We start from the raw sequence: 19,651 nt of genomic DNA, 5'->3' as shown, positions 1-19,651 counted from the left end.
GCAGAGGGGGGTGCCCCAGGCCCCGGCAACGCCCCCAAAATAACCCTATGTCCGTCTCTTCTTGCCTTCGAACGGATTCTCAGCTGAACGGAAATGAATACGGATCGGCACGCTCGGCATGTCGAAATCGGCGCGCAAGCCGTTGATCAGATAGCGCGTATAGGATTCCGGCAGTGCGTCCGAACGGGTGCAGGAGATCATGAAGGCCGGCGGGCGGGCCTTGACCTGCGTCATGTATTTCAGCTTGATCCGGCGGCCGGACACGGCCGGTGGCGGATGCTGGATCTGCTGCGTTTCCAGCCAGCGATTAAGCTTCGCCGTCGAAATGCGCTTGTTCCAGACCCTGTCCGTGTCGATGATCGACTGCATCAGCTTGTCGAGCCCCCAGCCGGTTTGGCCGGAGATCGGCACGGCGCGGATGCCGCGCGCCTGCGGCAGCAGCCGGTCGGTCTTTTCGCGGAGATCCGCAAGCACTGCCTGCCGGTCTTCGATCATGTCCCACTTGTTGAAGGCGAGCACGGCCGCGCGGCCTTCGCGCAGCACGAGATCGACGATCTGCAGATCCTGCTTCTCGAAAGGGATCGTCGCGTCGAAGACGATGACGACGGTTTCGGCAAAACGGATGGCGCGCAGCGCGTCGGCGACGGAAAGCTTCTCCAGCTTCTCGGTCACCCGCGCCTTGCGGCGCATGCCTGCGGTATCGAACATTTTGATGGTGCGGCCGCGCCAATCCCATTCGACTGAAATGGAATCGCGGGTGATGCCTGCCTCCGGCCCGGTCAAAAGCCGGTCCTCGCCGAGGAAACGGTTGATCAGCGTCGACTTTCCGGCATTCGGCCGGCCGACGATCGCCACCCGGAGCGGCTTGGTGTCGTCATAGACGGGCTCTTCGTCCTCGTCGTCGCCTTCACCCGCGGCCTCGGAAATATCGACGTTGGTGACGGCGACATCCTCCTTGGCATAGGCGCGATCCTTGCCGATCGCCTCGACGATCGCGTCCCGCAGATCGAGCATGCCCTCGCCGTGTTCGGCCGAAATCGGTGTCGGCTCGCCGAGCCCGAGCGTATAAGCGTCATAGAAGCCGCTGTCGGAGCCGCGCGCTTCGGATTTATTGGCGACCAGCACCACCGGCTTGCCGCGCCGGCGCAGCATTTCGGCAAGCGCGGTGTCGACGGGCGTCAGTCCGTTCTTGGCATCGACGACGAAAAGCGAAAGATCGGCCTCGTCGATTGCCGCTTCCGTCTGGGCGCGCATCCGGCCCTGCAGGCTTTCTTCGTCGGCCTCTTCCAGACCGGCCGTGTCGATAATGGTAAAGGTCAGGCCCATCAGCCGCGCATCGCCCGGCCGGCGGTCGCGGGTCACGCCTGGCGTGTCGTCGACAAGCGCCAGCTTCTTTCCCACCAGGCGGTTGAAAAGCGTCGACTTGCCGACATTCGGACGACCGACGATCGCGACCGTGAAACTCATTCTTTTTCCTTAAAACTCAGCCCTGCGCGGCGGGCGCCTTGCCGGATGCGGTAATGAGATCAAGCATCATATGAGCGCGATTGGTAACATTGCGCGGGCTGTCGGTATCGTCGACGATTGACTGGAACCATTGCCGCGCCTGCGCCATGTTGCCGGCCTTATAAGAAGCAAGGCCGAGCGCTTCGCGTGCCGAATGACGGAAGGCGTTGCCCGGCACGGCCATTTCCTCGATCGCGGCCGAAACCTGTTCGTAGGAGCCGTTTTCGATCAGCAGCCAGCCGGCCCGCATTTTTGCGGCATCGCGCACGGCGGCCGGAACGCCATTATCCTTGCCGATCTCGTTGAAGGCGGCGATCGCCGTGGCAGCGTCGCCCTTCTGCGCCTGAACGGTCGCCGCCCGCATGCGCGCCAGCACCGGATAGGCGCCATGGCCTTCCTTTTCCAGCTTATCGAGCGCGGCCAGCGCTTCGTCGTTCTTGTTCTCGTCGGCAAGCTTCATCGCCGCCAGGAACTGGTCGCCGGCACCGGAGGAGCGGGTATCGTCCCAATATTCATAGAGAACCTTGCCGGCGGTGCCGACGACGATCAGGATGGCGACGACGATGATATAGCGGCCAAAGCGGCGCCAGACACCCTTCATCTGGTCGGACCGCAATTCCTCATTGACTTCACGGATGAAGCTGTCGTCGTTGAATGCCATTCTCGTCTCCGGCCGCGGAAATACCCAATACTATGCAAGATGCATATTGCCGGGCCTTCTACCCCATTTTGCCGCAGTTGTAAGGGGGATATGAAAGATTCGTTACATCACAAGCGGCGAAACGCCGATCAGCCATTCGTGCAGCTTCCAGATGATCAGCGCCCAGACGACGATGCCGATGACGATCGCATAGAGATCGTATTTGGCTGACACGAACGGCCGGAGCACGATCTCGCCCGCCCGCTGCCGCCGTTTCAGCGAAATGCGCAGGATGACGCCCCAGGCGAGAAAGGCTGCAAACAGCAGCACCGACGACGTCTCGCCATTGGCGAGCAGATGCGCCAGCGCCCAGATCTTCACCGACAGCACCATCGGATGTTTGGTCTTGGTCGCAATGTGCCCCGCCGGCAGCAGCGAGGCGACCAGACAGATCATCGCGATCAGCATCAAGGTAATGGTGATATGCGCCATCCAGACCGGCGGATTGTAAAGCACGCCGGTCACCTGCCGGGCCTGGCCGAATCCGTAGATCAACAGGATCAGCGTGGCGAGACCTCGCGACGGAATAAGCCGCTCGCCAGCCCTTCTCGCCAAGGCTTGCGATCATCGAGGCGCGGAAGCCGGGGGCGACCACCCGCAAAAGATGCACCCCGAGGAAAAGTATGATGCCGACGATAAGCAATGCCATGGCGGATCCCTTCCGTGCCGTTTGTCATGGCTTAGCGGCTAGCGGGAAAAAATACCAGTTGAGACCGCAGCTTCGCCGCAATTCTATCGGAGGGAAACCGCGAACAAATTGTCGCGGTGCCCATGTCTCGTCCTCTCCTCTCCGCCTGTCTGGCTGCCTCCTTCATTCTGCCTGTCACGGCAGAGGCGGCCGACCGGCCGAAACAGCTGGTCATCATCTCTTTCGACGGCGCCCACGACAATGCGCTCTGGCTGAAAAGCCGCGAGATGGCGGCAAAGAACGGCGCCCATTTCACCTATTTCCTCTCCTGCACCTTCCTGATGAACGAGGCGGCGAAGAAGGCCTACCGGGCGCCGCACCAGAGACGCGGAAAGTCCAATGTCGGCTTCGCCCAGAGCGACGACGAAATCCGCGAACGCCTCGGCAATATCTGGCATGCCCATCTCGAAGGTCACGACATATCGAGCCACGCCTGCGGCCATTTCGATGGCCGCGAATGGAGCGAGGCCGACTGGTCGGCCGAATACGCCACCTTCCACACAACCCTGAAGAATGCCTGGAAAGGCGTCGGTCTGGACGAGCCGGCCGGCTGGCGGGATCTGGTCGATCATGGCATCAAGGGTTTCCGCGCCCCCTACCTCTCCGCGACCGCGGGCGCCGACATGATCGCCGCCGAAAAGAAGGCGGGCTTCAGCTATGACGCGAGCCTCGTCACCAAAGGCCCGGCTATGCCTGTCGAGGAGGACGGCATTATCCGCTTCGGCCTGCCGCTGATCCCTGAAGGCCCAAGCGAAAAACCGATCATCGGCATGGACTACAATCTCTTCGTGCGCCACTCCAAGGGCGAGGAAGACAGCGCGGATTCGAAAGAATTCGAGGACCGCGCCTATGCCGCCTTCTCCCAAGCCTTCGACCGCCAGTACAACGGCAACCGCATCCCGCTCCAGCTTGGCTTCCACTTCGTCGAGATGAACGGCGGCGCCTACTGGCGCGCCCTCGACCGGCTGGTCGGCGACGTCTGCCACCGAGAGGACGTCGCCTGTGTCAGCTATTCCGAAGCGATCCCGATGATCGAGGCGCGGGGGAGATTGCAGCAGACGTCGGGGCTGTGACAGTACTTTTCGAGACTGAGACGAGGTGCCGTGCGGCCCCGTCATCCGCTTGCCGGCACCTTCTCCGCGCTCGGCGCGCTAGGGAAAAGGGATAAGCCGCAGAATTTCGACTCCCTCTTCTCCCCTCGGGGAGAAGGCGCCCGTAGGGCGGATGACGGGGCGACACGGCAGGTGAGGTATTTCCCGTTGCCGCCTGCCTCCCCATCGGACAATCTCACCCATCAGCCATCCGCGTGTACGGCGCCGGCTTCACGCTCCAGATAGCGCTGATCGATCTCCGGCAACGGCTCATCATCGATTGCCGCCTCGAAGGCCTTCAGGCGTTTGTGGATGGAAAGTAGCTCGATAATCGTCGTCCAGGCGTTGACGAGATACTGGAATGAGTTGCTGACCTGACCGAAGGCGGTCGAAATCTGCTGGAAGATGCCATAGGTGATGGCGCCGGCCACGATCGTCGGCACCAGCATGAAGATGACGAAGAGCGCGTCCGCCTGACTGTAGAAATTGCGGGCGACGTTAAAATACATGTAGTGAAAATACATCCGGTAATAGTTGCGACGAACATTGTCGAAGAGTTCGCGCACCGTCAGTGGCTGGGCCCTTTCCGCATGGTCTTCGCCGTAGACGAGTTCCTTGCGATAGGCCGCTTCAACGCGCTGATTGCGGAAGTTCAGACCCGGCAGCTTGATGCCGACAACCGCCAGCAGCACGGTGCCGAAAGCCGACCAAAAGAGCGCTAGCCAGAAGAGCGAATTCGCCACCGGTCCGATGACCGGCAGCGCGGTCACGTAATGCGAGAGCGCCAGCAGGATCGGGAGGAAGACGACAAGCGTCATCACCGAGTTGATGAGGCTGATGCCGAGCACTTCGAGCGTGCTTGCAAAACGCATCGTATCTTCCTGAACGCGCTGTGAGGCGCCCTCGATATGGCGCAGCTTTTCCCACTTCGACATGTAGAAATTGTTCATCGCCGTGCGCCAGCGGAAGATGTAGTGGCTGGTGAAGAAGTCGGTCATGATCGACACGAACATGCTGAGAAATGCGATCTGACAGAAGACCCACATCAGGTCGTAGAAATTATCGACGCTAATGCCCGGCTGCTTCGACAATGCGTTCTGCAAAAGATCGCCGAACGGCCGGCGCCAGTTGTTGATCACGACGGTAATCTGGACGCCGAAATAGGTCACGAAGATGATGAGTGCCGAACCCCAGATCGACCACAGCTTCCAGGGATGGTGCAGCGCCTTCAGATGCCATGCGCCGCAGAAGATCACCGCCGAAAGAAAGAAATGGCTATAGAACCAGAGGTTTTCGGGCAGCAGGAAGAACGAAAGATCGATCGGCTGCTGGTCTTCCGGAACAGGTCCATAACCGAGCGATACACCGAGATGAGCGGCGAACAGATACCAGCCGGCGATGCAAATCAGGGTCCAAATGACGAGCGAAGTAAAAAACGCCTTCGGCTGGGGAAAAAGGAATGAAACACGGGGAGCTTTGCTTTCCTGAACTGTGAGTCTCGGGAGTGTCGTCGAACACTGATTGTGCCGGAAACTAAGGCAGTTCGAAGGAAGCAGCAATGGGTTTAGCCGATTGTTACGCAGATGTAACGGGTTAAGCGATTTTCTTGATCACCGGCATCACCAGTCCCGCGCAGGCAACGAGTGCCGCCGCAGCAATCACCGTCGGAACGGTGAAACTGCCCGAGCGTTCGGCGATCCAGCCGGCAACGACAGGCCCGACGATCTGGCCGACACCGAAGGCGGCCGTCATCATCGCCAGGATCCGCCGCGGGCTTTCGGGGAAAGCTTGCGGCCGATCTGCAGCCCGTAAGCGGTGATCGCCAGGAAGGTCGCCCCGAACAGCGCCCCGCCGATCAGCGGTGCGGCAGAGTGCGGCAGCATGACGGTTGCGAGCACGCCGGCGGCTTCGACCAGAAGTGCTGCGACATAGACGCCCCCGAGCCCGAGCGGCCTGACCAGCGGCTTCCAGGCAAACAGCGCCACCGCCGACGTCAGGCCGGCGATGAACCAGCAGAGAAATTCGACAAAGGCACCCGTGGCTGACAGGCGGGCGATGGTGACGAGGAAGGTCGCGGTGATCACATAGCCGAAGCCGAACAGGCCGTAGGACAGCGTGATCAGCACCATCGGCCGGCTCCAGACGAGGGCCGGCTCTTTGCCCGTGCGCGCCGATTGCGCCGGCGCCGACGGCAAGAGCAGGAAGACGATGACGAGGCTTGCCGCGCAGTAGAGCGCGCCGCCGATCCAGTCGGCGCGCCAGCTGTCCGGGCGGCCGTGAAAGCCGAGGCCGATGAGAAACACCATGATCGAGGACAGCGCGATCCCCGCTCCCGGCCCGCCGAAATGCGCTGCCTGCACATGGTCGTTGCCGGCGGAAGCCCCGTGGCTGAGCACGATCGATGAGGTGAAGACCATCGCAAAGGCGCTGGCGAGGCCGGCCAGGAACCGGATGACGGCAAAGACTGCGACGGAATTTGTGGCGGCCATGGCGGCGAGCAGGATTGCGGTCGCAAGCAGTGCCGAGAGCGCCACCAGCCGTTCGCGCCCCGCCGCCCAGCCATAGGCGGCAAGCACGGCGCCGACGAGATAACCGACGAAATTCGCCGAAGCAATAAAACCGGCATCCGCCGCCGAAAGCGGCACGCCACTCATCATGCCGGGCAGGATCGGCGTGTAGGAGAAACGCCCGAAGCCCATGGCCGCCGCCATCGCAACGGCGCCGGCAGCGGCAGTGGAAACAAGGTTCGGCGGGGAATGACGGATGCGCTCAAGCATGCAGCGCTTATCGCGCCGCAGCACCTGCGCGACAATCAAGTAATTCTGATCGGTCGATCAATTTCCGGAAACATGAAAAATTCCTCGGCTCCCTTGAAAGCAATTATCTTACGATATATGTTTTAAGACATAGCCAACGATACATCCAACGATGAAAGGAAAAGTCATGAGAGGTTTTAAAGGCGGCATGTTCGGCGACGCTTTCCGCATGGGCCGCAAATTTGCGGCCGGCGATCTGCAGCTCGTCATTCTGGCGCTGCTCGCTGAGCAACCCCGCCACGGCTATGAATTGATAAAGTTGCTGGAGGAACGCTCCGGGGGCTTCTACGTGCCGAGCCCCGGCGTTATCTACCCGGCGCTCACCTATCTCGAGGAAACCGGTCTTGCCGAGGTGGAGAACGAGGGCACCAAGAAACTCTACAGCATCACCGACGCCGGCCGCCGCCGCGTCGAGGAAAACCGCGACATGATCCTGCACACACTCGCCAAGCTGGAACGCATCGGTGAGAAGATGGCCTATGTGAAGCGCGTCTTCGAAACCGACCGCCACGGCGCCGACGAGGGTGACGACGGCGATTTCATGCAGGACGGCGGCGATATCCGCGCCGCTCGCATGCTGCTGCGCTCGGCACTGCGCATGCGTTATCCCTGGTCAAAGCCCGAGGCCGCCCGCATTGCCGGCATACTGGAACGTGCGGCGACGGAAATCCTGCAGGGCGGCAGGCCGCAAACGCGGGGTGAAGACGGGTGATGCCAAGGTACAAGGGATGAGGCGCTCGAGGATACCGCACTGGTGCCCAAGAGGGCCTCATCCTGAAGCGCCCCGCAGGGGCCTCGAAGGACGGGACGGGTGCACCGATGCCGGATGAATGCAAGAAGCGACGTTGTGGCGTACTTCGAGGCTCCGCCCTACTGGCTGCGCACCTCAGCATGAGGAACGTTGGTGGATGCCGCGCTTGTAGTAGCGGGCGTTGCAGGATGCCGTGCCGACACTCAAGCCCCCTGAGATGCCGCCGCCTACACTCAAGAGAGCCTCATCCCGAGGTGCCCCGCAGGGGCCTCGAAGGACGGGGCGGGCGCACTGATGCCGGATGAATGCAAGAAGCGAAGTAGCAGTATGATCATTCGAGGCTCCGCCCCACGGGCTGCGCACCTCGGCGTAGGAAGCGTCGGAGGATGCCGCACGTAAGGGAGCTCCGCCTCTGCGCGTTTCCCTACGCCCGCCCGTCCGGCAAAGTCAGAATCACCGGCCCGTTGCGCGTTGCCACAACCGTATGTTCATATTGAACGGTCGGCGCCTTCGGATCGGCATAAAGCGTCCATGCATCGTCGCCGCCCTCCGCCCAGGTCGCGCCGAGCGACAGGAAAGGCTCGACGGTAAAGACGAGCCCATCCGTCATGACGCGTTTTTCCGAAGGGTCCGGCCAGGTCGAGAGTTCGGCCGGCTCCTCGTGAAGCGAGCGGCCGACACCGTGGCTCGCCAGATTGGCGACCAGCGTATAGCGGTTCTTCTGCGCGAAGGCGCCGACGGCGGTGCCGATCTTTGCCAACGGCTCGCCCGATTTCACCTGATTGAGCCCGACCCAGAGCGCCCGCTTGCCGTCACGGCAGAGCTTGTCGATCTTCGGCTTGACCGGCGGCATCGCGAAGGAAGCGCCGGTATCGGCAAAGAAGCCGTCCTTCTCCGCCGAGACGTCGATGTTGACGAGGTCGCCGGCGCGGATGACGCGCGACCCGGGAATGCCGTGGGCGATTTCCTCATTGACGCTGATGCAGGTCGCCCCCGGAAACTGGTAGCAGAACTCCGGCGCCGAGCGCGCGCCCGAATCCTCGAGCACCTTACGGCCGATCCGGTCGAGCTCCAGCGTCGTCATGCCGGGCTCCATCGCCGCCGCCATCACCTGGATGGCGTTGGCGCAGATCCGGCCGATCTCCTTGAGCTTTGTCAGTTCGTCGTCGTTTGCGATAACCATTCGTCTGTTCCGGCTTTGCGCAGGGGCGACCGCAGCCGCCTTGGTTAGGCCGTGGCTTTCGCCCCTTCGCCGCTTTCAGTCAATGCCTTTCTGACGATCGGCGCGACTTTCGTCCCGTAGAGCTCGATGCCGCGCATGATCTCGGCATGTGGCATCAGGCCGATCGCCATCTGCAGCAGGAAGCGGTCGTTCTTGAAGAGTGCGTGATGGGCGATAATCTTTTCGGCGACCACCTCGGGATCCCCAACGAAGAGCGCACCGTTCGGTCCGCGCGACATATCGAACTGTGCCCGGCTCGTCGGCCCCCAGCCGCGCTCGCGGCCGATGCGGTTCATCACTTCGGCCTGCGGTCCGTAAAACTGTTCGGCGGCCGCCTCTGTCGTATCGGCGATGAAGCCGTGGACATTGATGCTGGTCTTCAGCTTGGCCTGATCCTGCCCTGCCCGGCGCGCGGCCTCCCGGTAGAGATCGAAGAGTGGCGCGAACCGGCGCGGCTCGCCGCCGATGATCGCCAGCGCCACCGGCAGGCCGAGCGCACCGGCGCGCGCCACCGACTGCGGCGTGCCGCCAACGGCGATCCACAACGGCAACGGATCCTGCAGAGGCCTGGGATAGACGCCGCGCCCCCGGATCGGCGCGCGGAGCTCGCCGCTCCAGTCGACCGTCTCGCCATCGCGCAACGCCAGCAGCAGATCGAGCTTCTCTTCGAAAAGCTGGTCGTAGTCCTCGAGATTGTAGCCGAACAGCGGGAAGGACTCGATGAAGGAGCCGCGCCCCGCCATGATCTCGGCGCGGCCGTTCGAAATTAGATCCAGCGTCGAAAACTGCTGGAAGACGCGCACCGGATCATCGGAGGAAAGCACAGTGACGGCGCTGGTCAGCCGGATGTTTTTCGTCTTGACGGCCGCCGCCGCCAGCGCGACGGCAGGCGCCGACGCCGCATAATCCGGCCGATGATGTTCGCCGAGCCCGAAGACATCGAGCCCCACCTGATCGGCAAGCTCGATCTCCTCGATCAGATGCTTCAGCCGTTCGGCCCCTTCCGCACCCTTGCTGCGGGAGGGATTGGGATTGACATCCGCAAACGTATAAAGACCCAGTTCCATCGTCGGCATCCTGTTGAATTCCGCCAGGAGATAAGGATCGCCGAGACCGAGCGCAAATACAAACTCTGGAACGGAATGTTCGAGAATTTCGATAGTGGCGTGATGTTTTCTGCAGCGTGGTAAGAGTCTTTGCGCCGTAGACACGGCGCTGCTGGACTGTGACGAGCACAGGAATGAGGGAGCAAGGGGTGCACGCCGTGCTCCCATATCGCCTATCATACAAAGCACAACTCCCTCATTCCTGTGCTCGTCACAGGAATCCAGCAGTTGCGCGTCCGCGCGACGAGACACTCGTCACAGACCGAGAAGATGAAACGAAATATCCTCCCACGCAGGATTATCCCGCTCGATCAGATTAAGCTTCCACTGCCGCGGCCATTTCTTGATCGTCTTCTCCCGTGTGATCGCTGTCGTCAGCAGATCATGCTCCTCAAGCCACACCAGCGTCTTGACGCCATATTTCGATGTGAAGCCCGGCGTCAGCTCATTCTGATGCTCGTATAACCGCCCGGCTAGGTCCCGCGTCACGCCGGTATAGAGCATGCCGTTGCGTCCAGATGCGAGGATGTAGACGTATCCTTTATCTCTGCAGATTGGCACAGGACACATCCGACGTCGACAGAGACACGGCCACGCTCAGCCCCCAATTCGACTCTCAATTCAACGACTTGAAGGCGCCGGCGGAATCATCTTTCGAGCCACCTCAACTCGCACTGAAGCGTCAGGACGGCGCCTTCGCCAGCAATTCCGCCAGCTGATCTGCGGCCTTGCCCCATCCTTCATGGAAGCCCATTTTCTCGTGCGTTTCCTTGTCCTCCGCGCGCCAGTGCAATGCCTTGGCGGTATATTTCGTGCGGCCATTGCCGAGGTCTTCGAGCAGGATGACGCCGGTGAAGAAAGGTTTTTCGGCAGGCACCCAGGCGCTGGTATAGGCATCGGTGAAGACGATCTTCTCGTTCTCGATGATCTCGAGATAGACGCCGCGGTTCGGGTACCGATTGCCCTCGGGATCCTGCATGACGATCACGCTGGAACCGCCGGGGCGAACGTCGAGCGTTGCTTCCGCAACACCCAGGGGCGTGGAACGAACCACTGCTTCATGAGATCGGGATCGGTCCACGCCTTGTAGATTTTCTCGCGCGGGGCGTCGAATTCGCGAACGAGGACGAGTTCATGTTGGGTGCTGGCGGTCATTTCAACATCTCTCCATTTGAATAAACCTGTTTCTGTCAGGTTGTTACAAGGACGTGCCGAAGTTCGCCGTTCCGACAAAGCGCCGATTTTTTCTTGATTATTTCGCGACCGGCTGCGTCGCCTCTTCCTGCATCTTGTCGATCTGCCGGCGGATATGGGCGGCCTCCGCCGCCGAATGGGCAAGCGCGATGGCGCGGTCGAAGGCTTCGCGCGCCTGGCCGGTCAAGCCAAGCTGCTTCAGCAGCCCGCCCCGCAGGCCGTGATAGTAGAAATAGCCGCCGAGCTTTTCGCCCAGCGGATCGATCAGATCGAGCGCCTGCTGCGGCCCGTGCAGTTTGGAAACAACGACCGCGCGATTGAGTGTCACCACAGGAGAAGGCTGCACACGTTCCAGCGCGCGGTAGAGCAGATCGATTTCCACCCAGTCGGTGTCTTCGGCGCGCTTCGCCCGGGAATGGATGGCGGCGATGGCCGCCTGAAGCTGATACGGGCCGGGCCGGCGGTGTCGCAGCGCTTTGTCGAGCAGCGCCAGGGCCTCGTTGATGAAGGGCTGGTTCCAGAGCGAGCGGTCCTGATCTTCCAGCAGCACAATCTCGTCTTCGGCGCTGAAGCGCGCCGGCCGGCGCGATATCTGCAGAAGCATCAGTGCAAGCAGCCCCATCAGCTCCGGTTCGGACGGAAAGAGGTACAGGATCAGCCGTGCCAGCCGGATCGCCTCGTCGCTGAAGGCGGCCGCCTCATGCTTCGGGTCGGCCTGGCTGTAGCCCTCGTTGAAGACGAGATAGATCATCGTGCTGACGATCGTAAGACGCTCGGCCCTTTCCTCAGCGCTCGGCGTTTCGAACGGCACGCCGGCCTTGGCGACGCGTGCCTTGGCGCGGGTGATGCGTTGCTCCATGGCGCTTTCCGACACCAGGAAGGCGCGGGCGATCTGCGTCACCGAAAGGCCGGAAACGATGCGCAGCGCCAGCGCGATCTGCTGGGTCGCCGGCAGGTCCGGGTGGCAGCAGATGAAGAGAAGCCGCAGGATATCGTCGCGATAGTGGGAATCGTCCAGCCGCTCGGCAATATCGCTTTCGGCATCCTCGGTATCGGAGATCGTATCCTCGTCCGGCAGGGCCTGGAGCTTTGACCGCTTGCGCACCGCGTCGATCCCGCTGTTTCGGGCGACGAAGATCAGCCAGGCTGTGGGATCGCGTGGCGGCCCTTTTTCCGGCCATGTCCGGATCGCCCTCAGGCATGCCTCCTGAAAAGCCTCTTCCGCGGTATCAAGATTGCGGAAATAGCGCAGCAGCGCACCGAGCGCCTTCGGGCGGGCCGAGGCAAGGGCAAGGTCGATCCAGGCAATGTCTGTCATGATGAAGCATCTCCCGGCCTGAAGACGTAGAACGGCCGAATTTCGTAAGAGGTGGAACCCGGATTGACGGAGGAAAGCTGTTTCGAGAAGGCGACCGCCTCGTCGAGCGTTTCGAAGTCGACCAGGTAGAAGCCGAGAAGCGCCTCTTTCGTTTCCGCAAAAGGCCCGTCGATGACCAAAGGCTCGTCCTTGCCCTTACGCACGGTGGTCGCAGCCGTCGTCGGCATCAGCCGGCCAACGGGGCCGAGCTTGCCGGATGCGGCAAGCGGCTCCTGCACGGCATAGAGCTTCTCCATGACGGCGGCCTCTTCCTCCTTCGTCCAGGCGAAGACGGTTTCCTCATGGGCGTAACAAAGGATTGCATAAAGCATTGCTCACTCCTCTTTCCGAATGACGAAGGAGTAGCCGCTTAGCCGACAGGCCGCATCAAAAAATTCTGGATAGGATTCGTGATCTTCCGGAGCACGGCAACGCTCCGGCGGAAGAAATAGCCGGATGCTGCGTGGAGACACCCTAGGCCTACATCGCGTTCCTCACCCCTCGCTCAGCGTCCGCCTGACCGCGCTCTTCCAGCCCTTGAGCTTTGCCGCCCGCACCTTCTCATCCATGTCGGGCTCGAACCGCCGGTCCCGCTTCCATGTCGCTGAAAAACCGTCCCTGTCCGGCCAGACCCCTGCCCGGCTGCCAGCAAGCCAGGCAGCACCCAGCGCCGTCGTCTCCAGGATCACCGGGCGGTCGACCGGGGCGTCGAGCAGATCGGCCAGGCGCTGCATCGTCCAGTCGGAGGCGACCATGCCGCCATCGACGCGCAGCACCGTGTCGTCGCCACCGTTCTTCCAGTCCTTCTGCATGGCGTCGAGCAGATCGCGGGTCTGGTAGCAGACAGCTTCGAGTGCCGCCCTGGACAGTTCCGCCGGGCCGCTGTTGCGTGTCAGCCCGAAGATCGCGCCGCGCGCCTTGGCATCCCAATGCGGTGCGCCAAGCCCCGTGAAGGCGGGCACGAGATAGACCTCCTGCGTCGGATCGGCCTTTTCGGCAAGCGCATTGGTCTCGGCGGCGCTGCCGATGATCCCGAGCCCGTCCCGCAGCCATTGCACCGCCGCGCCAGCGATGAAGATCGACCCCTCAAGCGCATAGGTCGTCTCGCCGTTCAGGCGATAGGCGATGGTGGTCAGCAGCCGGTTTTTCGAACGGACCATATCGGCGCCGGTGTTGAGCAAAGCGAAACAGCCGGTGCCGTAGGTCGATTTCAGCATGCCCGGTGCAAAACAGGCCTGACCGATGGTCGCCGCCTGCTGGTCGCCGGCAACCCCGAGAATCGGGATCGCGGCGCCGAAGATATCAGGATCGACCGTGCCGAAATCGGAGGCGCAATCCTTCACCTCAGGCAGCATGGCGGCCGGCACGCGCAAAATATCGAGCAGATCCTCATCCCAGGCGTTTTCGGCGATATTGTACATCAGCGTGCGCGAGGCGTTGGTGGCGTCGGTGCCGAAGCTCTTGCCGCCGGTCAGCCGCCAGATCAGGAAGGTATCGATCGTACCGAAGCAGAGATCGCCCCTGGCGGCGCGCGCCCGGGCGCCCTTGACGTTGGCGAGCATCCAGGAAAGCTTGGTGCCGGAAAAATACGGGTCGAGGATCAGGCCGGTCTTCTTGGTGAACAACCGCTCCAGATCCTGCCGTTTCAGATTGTCGCAATAGCTTGCCGTGCGCCGGTCCTGCCAGACGATGGCGTTCTGGATCGGCCGGCCGGTCTCGCGTTCCCAGACGACCACCGTCTCGCGCTGGTTGGTGATGCCGAGCGCGGCAATATCCTTGGCCGTGATCCCGGCGTCGCGCAGCGCCATGTTGACGGTGGAGACGACCGAGTCCCAGATTTCCTCGGGATCGTGCTCGACCCAGCCGGATCGCGGATAGATCTGAGTGAATTCCTTCTGGCCCTTGCCGGCGACATGCATTTCGCCGTCGAAGACGATCGCCCGCGTCGATGTCGTTCCCTGATCGATCGCCAGAACATATCCACTCATGCAATTCCCTCCTCTAGCATGTCGATTATCGTGACAAATCAATAAGACACGGATGCGGGTGAGAAAAGCGAATAAAGCGGAATTGCCAGCCTGCCGGCTTTGGGCATAACCTCGCCACTAACGTTGCAACGCAGCATCGGCCTGTCAGGAGAAAAATATGAGCAGATCAGTCGTCGTCACCGGTTCCACCAGCGGCATCGGCCTTGCGATCGCCACCGCCTTTGCCGAAACCGGCGACAACGTCGTCATCAACGGTTTCGGAAATGCCGATGAAATCAAGGCGATCGTCGCACGGCTTGAATCAGTATCCAAGGCCCGGGCGATCTACCATCCGGCCGATATGACCAAGCCCGCCGAGATCGCCGACCTGATCGAAACGGCGGCAAAGACCTTCGGCACCGTCGATGTCCTGGTCAACAATGCCGGCATCCAGCATGTCGAAAAGATCGAGGACTTCCCGATCGAGAAATGGGATCAGATCATCGCCATCAATCTGTCGAGCTCCTTTCACACGATGCGCGCCGCCATCCCGCTGATGAAGGCGAAGAAGCACGGCCGCATCATCAACATCGCCTCGGCGCACGGGCTCGTCGCCTCTCCCTTCAAATGCGCCTATGTCGCAGCAAAACATGGTATATTAGGTCTGACGAAGACGGCCGCCCTGGAGCTTGCCGAATTCGGCGTGACGGTCAACGCCATCTGCCCCGGCTATGTGCTGACGCCGCTGGTCGAGAAGCAGATACCCGATACCGCCAAGGCCCGCGGCATGACCGAGGAACAGGTGAAGAGCGAGGTCATCCTCAAGGCGCAGCCGACCCGTGAATTCGTCAAGGCCGAAGAAATCGGTGCGCTGTCGCTTTACCTTGCCAGCGACGCCGCCCGGCAGGTGACGGGAACGCATATCTCGATTGACGGTGGCTGGACTGCGGCTTAACCATTTGGAAAAAACAACCGGGAATATCATGAACGACAGCATCCGCTTCATCCTGAATGGCGAGGACATCGCGCTCGCCGATGTCGGCCCGACCGAGACGTTGCTCGATTTCCTGCGGTTGAAGCGACGCCTGACGGGCACCAAGGAAGGATGCGCGGAAGGCGATTGCGGCGCCTGCACCGTGCTCGTCGGCCGGCTCGCCGACGGCAAGCTCACCTATGAATCCGTCAATGCCTGCATCCGTTTCATCGGCTCGCTGCATGCGACCCATGTGGTGACGGTCGAGCACTTGGCCGGCCGGGACGGCGCATTGCATCCGGTGCAGCAGGCATTGGTCGATTGTCATGGCTCGCAGTGCGGCTTCTGCACTCCGGGCTTCGTCATGTCGCTCTATGGCCTATGGCTGACGAAGGAAAATCCCGGCCGCCGCGAGATCGAAAAGGCGCTGCAAGGCAATCTCTGTCGCTGCACCGGCTACGAGCCGATCGTCAAGGCCGCCGAGCAGGTGAGCCTGATGCGGCCGAGCGCGCTCTTCGACCCGCTGGAGCGGACACGTTCGGAAATCGTCGCTCGGCTCTGGGCAATACAGACAAGCAGCACGATCAGGATTGCCAAGGACGAAGACCGGCTGATCATTCCGGTTTCGCTTCAAGCGCTGACCGAAGTCCTCTCGCAGGAGCCCGACGCGATCGTCGTCGCCGGTTCGACCGATGTCGGTCTCTGGGTGACGAAGCAGATGCGGCGGCTGAGCCCCGTCGTCTTCATCAATCACTTGAGCGAACTGCAGTCGGTCACCGAAAGCGAGCAGGGCGTCACCATCGGCGCCGGGGTCAGCTATAGCGGCGCCTTCGCCGCAATCTCGAAAAAGATCCCGGCGCTTGGGCGGTTGATCGATCGCATCGGCGGCGAGCAGGTGCGCAACATGGGCACGATCGGCGGCAATATCGCCAACGGCTCGCCGATCGGCGACAGCCCTCCGCCGCTGATCGCGCTGGGCGCAACGCTGACGCTGCGCTCCCTGGAAGGCCAGCGCAAAATGCCGCTCGAAGATTTTTTCATTGCCTACGGCAAGCAGGATCGGAAGCCCGGCGAATTCGTCGAGAGCGTCTTCGTGCCCTATCCCAAGACAACCAGCCGCTTTGCCGCCTACAAGATCACCAAGCGCCGCGACGAGGATATCACCGCCGTGCTCGGCGCCTTCCTGCTGACGCTCGATGAAGCGGAAGTGGTCACGGACATCCGCATCGCCTTCGGCGGCATGGCCGCAACGCCGAAACGCGCCCCCACGGTCGAAGCCGAACTGATGGGCAAACCATGGACGGAAGCGACGATCGAAGCCGCCCGCCCCGCGTTTGACGCCGACTACCAGCCGCTGACCGACTGGCGCGCCACGGCGGAATACCGGCAGCTGACGGCAAAGAACCTGCTGACGCGGTTTTATCTGGAGACAGTTGGAGCGCCGGCGGAACTGAAGCGGTTCGAGGAGGTGGCGTGATGGTTTGTTTCACCAACCGGCCTTCTGCCGCCACCATTTTGCCCCTCACCCTAACCCCCTCTCCGCTTGCGGGGAGAGGGGGCGTGCCCTGCGCGATGGTTGAGAGAGGGAAATACGGTGCGGCATATCCTTTCTCCCCGTCAGAACGGGGAGAAGGTGGCGGCAGCCGGATGAGGGGCAGCACCGGCTGCGGAGGGCTCATCTAATGGACAAGTCCACCTTCGAAAACCCCAAGGTCGTCATATCGGGCCCCATGCACGGCTCGCTGCGGCATGATTCAGCGCATAAACATGTCACCGGAAGTGCCGATTATATCGACGATATTCCCGAACCCGCCGGCCTGCTGCACGGCGCACTCGGCCTTTCCGATCGGGCGCATGCCGAAATCATCAGCATCGATCTTTCCGCTGTCGCCGCCTATCCCGGCGTCGTCTGGGTTTTCACCGGCAAGGACGTGCCCGGCGTCAACGACACCAGTTCTAACGGCAGCCATGACGAGCCGCTGCTTGCTGAAACCTTAGTTCAGTTCCACGGCCAGCCGATCTTTGCCGTCATCGCCGAGACACGCGACGCGGCGCGACGCGCCGCCCGGCTGGCGAAGATCGACTATCGCGAACTGCCGCACTGGCACGATATCGACGGCGCGCTCGCCAATGGGGGCCCGCTGGTCATCACCCCGATGACGCTCCAGCGCGGCGAGCTCGGAAACGGAAATGCCGAATGCTCCAATGCGTCTGAAAGGGCAGATGCGCATCGGCGGACAGGAGCATTTCTACCTCGAAGGCCATATCGCCGTGGCGATCCCCGGCGAGGACGACGAGGTCACCGTCTGGTCCTCGACCCAGCATCCGAGCGAGATCCAGCACATTGTCGGCCACGTGCTCGATATCCCGTCGAACGCGGTCACCGTCAACGTGCGCCGCATGGGCGGCGGCTTCGGCGGCAAGGAGACGCAGGGCAACCAGTTCGCAGCCCTTGCGGCGATCGCCGCCAAGAAGCTCGGCCGCGCCATCAAATTCCGCCCCGACCGCGACGAGGATATGAGCGCCACCGGCAAGCGCCATGATTTCCTGGTCGACTACGAAATAGGCTTCGATGCCGAAGGCCGCATCCACGCGGTTAACGCGACCTACGCGGCGCGCTGCGGCTTCTCCTCCGATCTCTCGGGGCCGGTGACCGACCGCGCCATGTTCCACGCCGACTCCAGCTATTTCTACCCGCATGTACATCTGCAGTCGAAACCGTTGAAGACGCACACCGTCTCCAACACCGCCTTCCGCGGCTTCGGCGGACCCCAGGGCATGCTCGGCGCTGAACGCTTCATCGAGGAAATCGCTTACGCCCTCGGCAAGGACCCGCTCGATATCCGCAAGCTGAATTTCTACGGCCAGCCGGGCTCCGGGCGCACGCTGACGCCCTACCACCAGGAGGTCGAGGACAATATCATCGCCCGCATCGTCGAGGAGTTGGAGGAAACTGCCGAATACCGCGCGCGGCGCAATGCCGTCATCGGCTTCAACCGCGATAGCCGCTATATCAGAAAAGGCATCTCCCTGACGCCGGTCAAATTCGGCATCTCCTTCACCATGACCGCCTTCAACCAGGCGGGCGCCCTCGTCCACATCTATCAGGACGGGTCGATCCATCTGAACCATGGCGGCACCGAAATGGGCCAGGGCCTTTATACCAAGGTGGCGCAGGTGCTGGCCGACAGTTTTCAGGTCGATATCGATCGGGTGAAGATCACCGCGACGACGACGGCCAAGGTGCCGAACACCTCGGCCACCGCCGCCTCCTCCGGCTCGGACCTGAACGGCATGGCAGCTTATGACGCCGCCCGCCAGATCAAGGAACGACTGGTGGCCTTTGCCGCCGAAAAATGGGATGTGGCGCCCTCCGACGTCGTCTTCCTGCCGAACCGTGTGCGCGTCGGCGAAATCGAGATCCCCTTCCCTGATTTCATCAAGCAGGCCTATTTCGCCCGCGTCCAGCTGTCCGCCACCGGCTTCTACAAAACGCCGAAGATCCACTGGGACCGCAAGGCCGGCCGCGGCACGCCCTTCTATTATTTCGCCTATGGCGCCGCCTGCACCGAGGTTTCGATCGATACGCTGACCGGCGAGTACCTGATCGACCGCACCGACATCCTCCACGATGTCGGCCGCTCGCTGAACCCGGCAATCGACCTCGGCCAGGTCGAGGGCGCTTTCGTCCAGGGCATGGGATGGCTGACAACGGAAGAACTCTGGTGGGATGACAAGGGACGGCTGCGCACCCATGCGCCCTCAACATACAAGATCCCGCTCGCCTCCGACCGCCCGAAGATCTTCAACGTCCGCCTTGCCGAATGGTCGGAGAGCGCAGAGGCCACCATCGGCCGCTCCAAGGCCGTCGGAGAGCCGCCCTTCATGCTGGCGATCTCGGTGCTGGAAGCGTTATCGATGGCAGTCGCCAGCGTGGCGGACTACAAGGTCTGCCCAGGGCTCGACGCGCCGGCGACGCCGGAGCGGGTGCTGATGGCGGTGGAGCGGATGAAGCGGGTTTAGGATGAGAAGGCGTTCGGCTGGTTTATTGCGTCAGCGGGACCGGCGGCGCGGGTGGCACCCCCCTCTGTCCTGCCGGACATCTCCCCCACGAGGGGGAGATCGACAAGACCGCAGCCCTTCGCCCATATTGCCTTGGCATCGGATTATCAAAATCCGCTTTTACGCTGTCGTTTCGGTGTCTTGGGAGGCCAGCGCCTGATGCCGATCTCCCCCCTTGTGGGGGAGATGTCCGGCAGGACAGAGGGGGTATCACAGCC

Annotated in this window: 13 protein-coding genes and 4 pseudogenes; 5 read left to right on the top strand and 12 right to left on the bottom strand. The window is 62.1% G+C overall.

The features are described 5' to 3' along the window. Positions 1-45: 45 nt before the first annotated feature. From der to MF410_RS02625, 3 genes and pseudogenes are all read right to left on the bottom strand, one after another. On the bottom strand, positions 46-1,467 hold the full coding sequence (der, locus tag MF410_RS02635; RefSeq protein WP_097626592.1) for a ribosome biogenesis GTPase Der: 1,422 nt from the start codon (positions 1,465-1,467) through the stop codon (positions 46-48). 16 nt (positions 1,468-1,483) lie between these two features. Further along, the gene (locus MF410_RS02630; protein ID WP_097626590.1) at positions 1,484-2,167 is read right to left on the bottom strand and encodes a tetratricopeptide repeat protein; all 684 of its coding nucleotides are present in this window, start codon (positions 2,165-2,167) and stop codon (positions 1,484-1,486) included. Between the two features lie 102 nt (positions 2,168-2,269). Further along, a pseudogene (locus MF410_RS02625) lies at positions 2,270-2,855 on the bottom strand (NnrU family protein). 122 nt (positions 2,856-2,977) lie between these two features. On the opposite strand from MF410_RS02625, the gene MF410_RS02620 reads away from it, so the two are divergent. Continuing rightward, a complete protein-coding gene (locus MF410_RS02620; RefSeq protein WP_131711386.1) occupies positions 2,978-3,967 on the top strand; it encodes a polysaccharide deacetylase in 990 nt (329 codons plus the stop codon). Between the two features lie 221 nt (positions 3,968-4,188). Here the strand turns inward: MF410_RS02620 and sbmA are convergent, their stop codons facing one another. Then, complete coding sequence (sbmA, locus tag MF410_RS02615; RefSeq protein ID WP_275593021.1) at positions 4,189-5,544, bottom strand: peptide antibiotic transporter SbmA; 1,356 nt, start codon at positions 5,542-5,544, stop codon at positions 4,189-4,191. A 34-nt stretch (positions 5,545-5,578) separates the two neighbouring features. Continuing rightward, positions 5,579-6,762, bottom strand: a pseudogene (locus MF410_RS02610) (YbfB/YjiJ family MFS transporter). 166 nt (positions 6,763-6,928) lie between these two features. On the opposite strand from MF410_RS02610, the gene MF410_RS02605 reads away from it, so the two are divergent. After that, positions 6,929-7,513: a PadR family transcriptional regulator gene (locus MF410_RS02605; protein WP_097626582.1), complete on the top strand. Its 585-nt coding sequence runs from the start codon at positions 6,929-6,931 to the stop codon at positions 7,511-7,513. Between the two features lie 463 nt (positions 7,514-7,976). On the opposite strand, the gene map is transcribed toward MF410_RS02605, so the two are convergent. The 7 genes and pseudogenes from map to glpK all read right to left on the bottom strand — a co-directional run bounded on the left by map (position 7,977) and on the right by glpK (position 14,419). Continuing rightward, positions 7,977-8,735: a type I methionyl aminopeptidase gene (gene map, locus MF410_RS02600; protein WP_097626580.1), complete on the bottom strand. Its 759-nt coding sequence runs from the start codon at positions 8,733-8,735 to the stop codon at positions 7,977-7,979. 44 nt (positions 8,736-8,779) lie between these two features. After that, positions 8,780-9,841, bottom strand: coding sequence for an LLM class flavin-dependent oxidoreductase (locus MF410_RS02595; protein ID WP_097626815.1), 1,062 nt, complete (start codon positions 9,839-9,841; stop codon positions 8,780-8,782). 294 nt (positions 9,842-10,135) lie between these two features. Then, on the bottom strand, positions 10,136-10,450 hold the full coding sequence (locus MF410_RS02590) for a GIY-YIG nuclease family protein (protein ID WP_097626578.1): 315 nt from the start codon (positions 10,448-10,450) through the stop codon (positions 10,136-10,138). A 112-nt stretch (positions 10,451-10,562) separates the two neighbouring features. Then, positions 10,563-11,035 (bottom strand): annotated as a pseudogene (locus MF410_RS02585) (SRPBCC family protein). A 97-nt stretch (positions 11,036-11,132) separates the two neighbouring features. Next, positions 11,133-12,392: an RNA polymerase sigma factor gene (locus MF410_RS02580; protein WP_097626575.1), complete on the bottom strand. Its 1,260-nt coding sequence runs from the start codon at positions 12,390-12,392 to the stop codon at positions 11,133-11,135. Next, positions 12,389-12,763, bottom strand: coding sequence for a YciI family protein (locus tag MF410_RS02575; RefSeq protein ID WP_097626573.1), 375 nt, complete (start codon positions 12,761-12,763; stop codon positions 12,389-12,391). Before MF410_RS02575 ends, MF410_RS02580 begins: the two co-directional genes overlap by 4 nt. Before the next feature lie 162 nt (positions 12,764-12,925). Next, on the bottom strand, positions 12,926-14,419 hold the full coding sequence (gene glpK, locus MF410_RS02570) for a glycerol kinase GlpK (RefSeq protein ID WP_097626571.1): 1,494 nt from the start codon (positions 14,417-14,419) through the stop codon (positions 12,926-12,928). A gap of 157 nt (positions 14,420-14,576) precedes the next feature. Between glpK and MF410_RS02565 the strand changes: the two genes are divergently transcribed. From MF410_RS02565 to xdhB, 3 genes and pseudogenes are all read left to right on the top strand, one after another. Further along, complete coding sequence (locus tag MF410_RS02565) at positions 14,577-15,353, top strand: 3-hydroxybutyrate dehydrogenase (protein ID WP_097626569.1); 777 nt, start codon at positions 14,577-14,579, stop codon at positions 15,351-15,353. A gap of 28 nt (positions 15,354-15,381) precedes the next feature. Beyond that, positions 15,382-16,848 carry a xanthine dehydrogenase small subunit gene (xdhA, locus tag MF410_RS02560; protein ID WP_097626567.1) on the top strand — a complete coding sequence of 489 codons (1,467 nt, stop codon included), beginning with the start codon at positions 15,382-15,384 and terminating at the stop codon, positions 16,846-16,848. Positions 16,849-17,053: 205 nt separating this feature from the next. Next, positions 17,054-19,394: pseudogene (xdhB, locus tag MF410_RS02555) on the top strand (xanthine dehydrogenase molybdopterin binding subunit). Positions 19,395-19,651 lie beyond the last annotated feature (257 nt).

It is taken from the genome of Rhizobium sp. C104 (assembly GCF_022354505.1).
GTDB classification, from domain to species: domain Bacteria; phylum Pseudomonadota; class Alphaproteobacteria; order Rhizobiales; family Rhizobiaceae; genus Rhizobium; species Rhizobium redzepovicii.
Note: the sequence above shows the minus strand (reverse complement) of the source record. Positions and strands in the feature narration are given on the sequence as shown.

What these genes read in the sequence shown, in the direction of transcription:
- der (WP_097626592.1), bottom strand. Translation starts at nt 1,467, where the DNA reads ATGAGTTTCACGGTCGCGATCGTCGGTCGTCCGAATGTCGGCAAGTCG.
- MF410_RS02630 (WP_097626590.1), bottom strand. Translation starts at nt 2,167, where the DNA reads ATGGCATTCAACGACGACAGCTTCATCCGTGAAGTCAATGAGGAATTG.
- MF410_RS02620 (WP_131711386.1), top strand. Translation starts at nt 2,978, where the DNA reads ATGTCTCGTCCTCTCCTCTCCGCCTGTCTGGCTGCCTCCTTCATTCTG.
- MF410_RS02605 (WP_097626582.1), top strand. Translation starts at nt 6,929, where the DNA reads ATGAGAGGTTTTAAAGGCGGCATGTTCGGCGACGCTTTCCGCATGGGC.
- map (WP_097626580.1), bottom strand. Translation starts at nt 8,735, where the DNA reads ATGGTTATCGCAAACGACGACGAACTGACAAAGCTCAAGGAGATCGGC.
- MF410_RS02595 (WP_097626815.1), bottom strand. Translation starts at nt 9,841, where the DNA reads ATGGAACTGGGTCTTTATACGTTTGCGGATGTCAATCCCAATCCCTCC.
- MF410_RS02590 (WP_097626578.1), bottom strand. Translation starts at nt 10,450, where the DNA reads ATGTGTCCTGTGCCAATCTGCAGAGATAAAGGATACGTCTACATCCTC.
- MF410_RS02580 (WP_097626575.1), bottom strand. Translation starts at nt 12,392, where the DNA reads ATGACAGACATTGCCTGGATCGACCTTGCCCTTGCCTCGGCCCGCCCG.
- MF410_RS02575 (WP_097626573.1), bottom strand. Translation starts at nt 12,763, where the DNA reads ATGCTTTATGCAATCCTTTGTTACGCCCATGAGGAAACCGTCTTCGCC.
- glpK (WP_097626571.1), bottom strand. Translation starts at nt 14,419, where the DNA reads ATGAGTGGATATGTTCTGGCGATCGATCAGGGAACGACATCGACGCGG.
- MF410_RS02565 (WP_097626569.1), top strand. Translation starts at nt 14,577, where the DNA reads ATGAGCAGATCAGTCGTCGTCACCGGTTCCACCAGCGGCATCGGCCTT.
- xdhA (WP_097626567.1), top strand. Translation starts at nt 15,382, where the DNA reads ATGAACGACAGCATCCGCTTCATCCTGAATGGCGAGGACATCGCGCTC.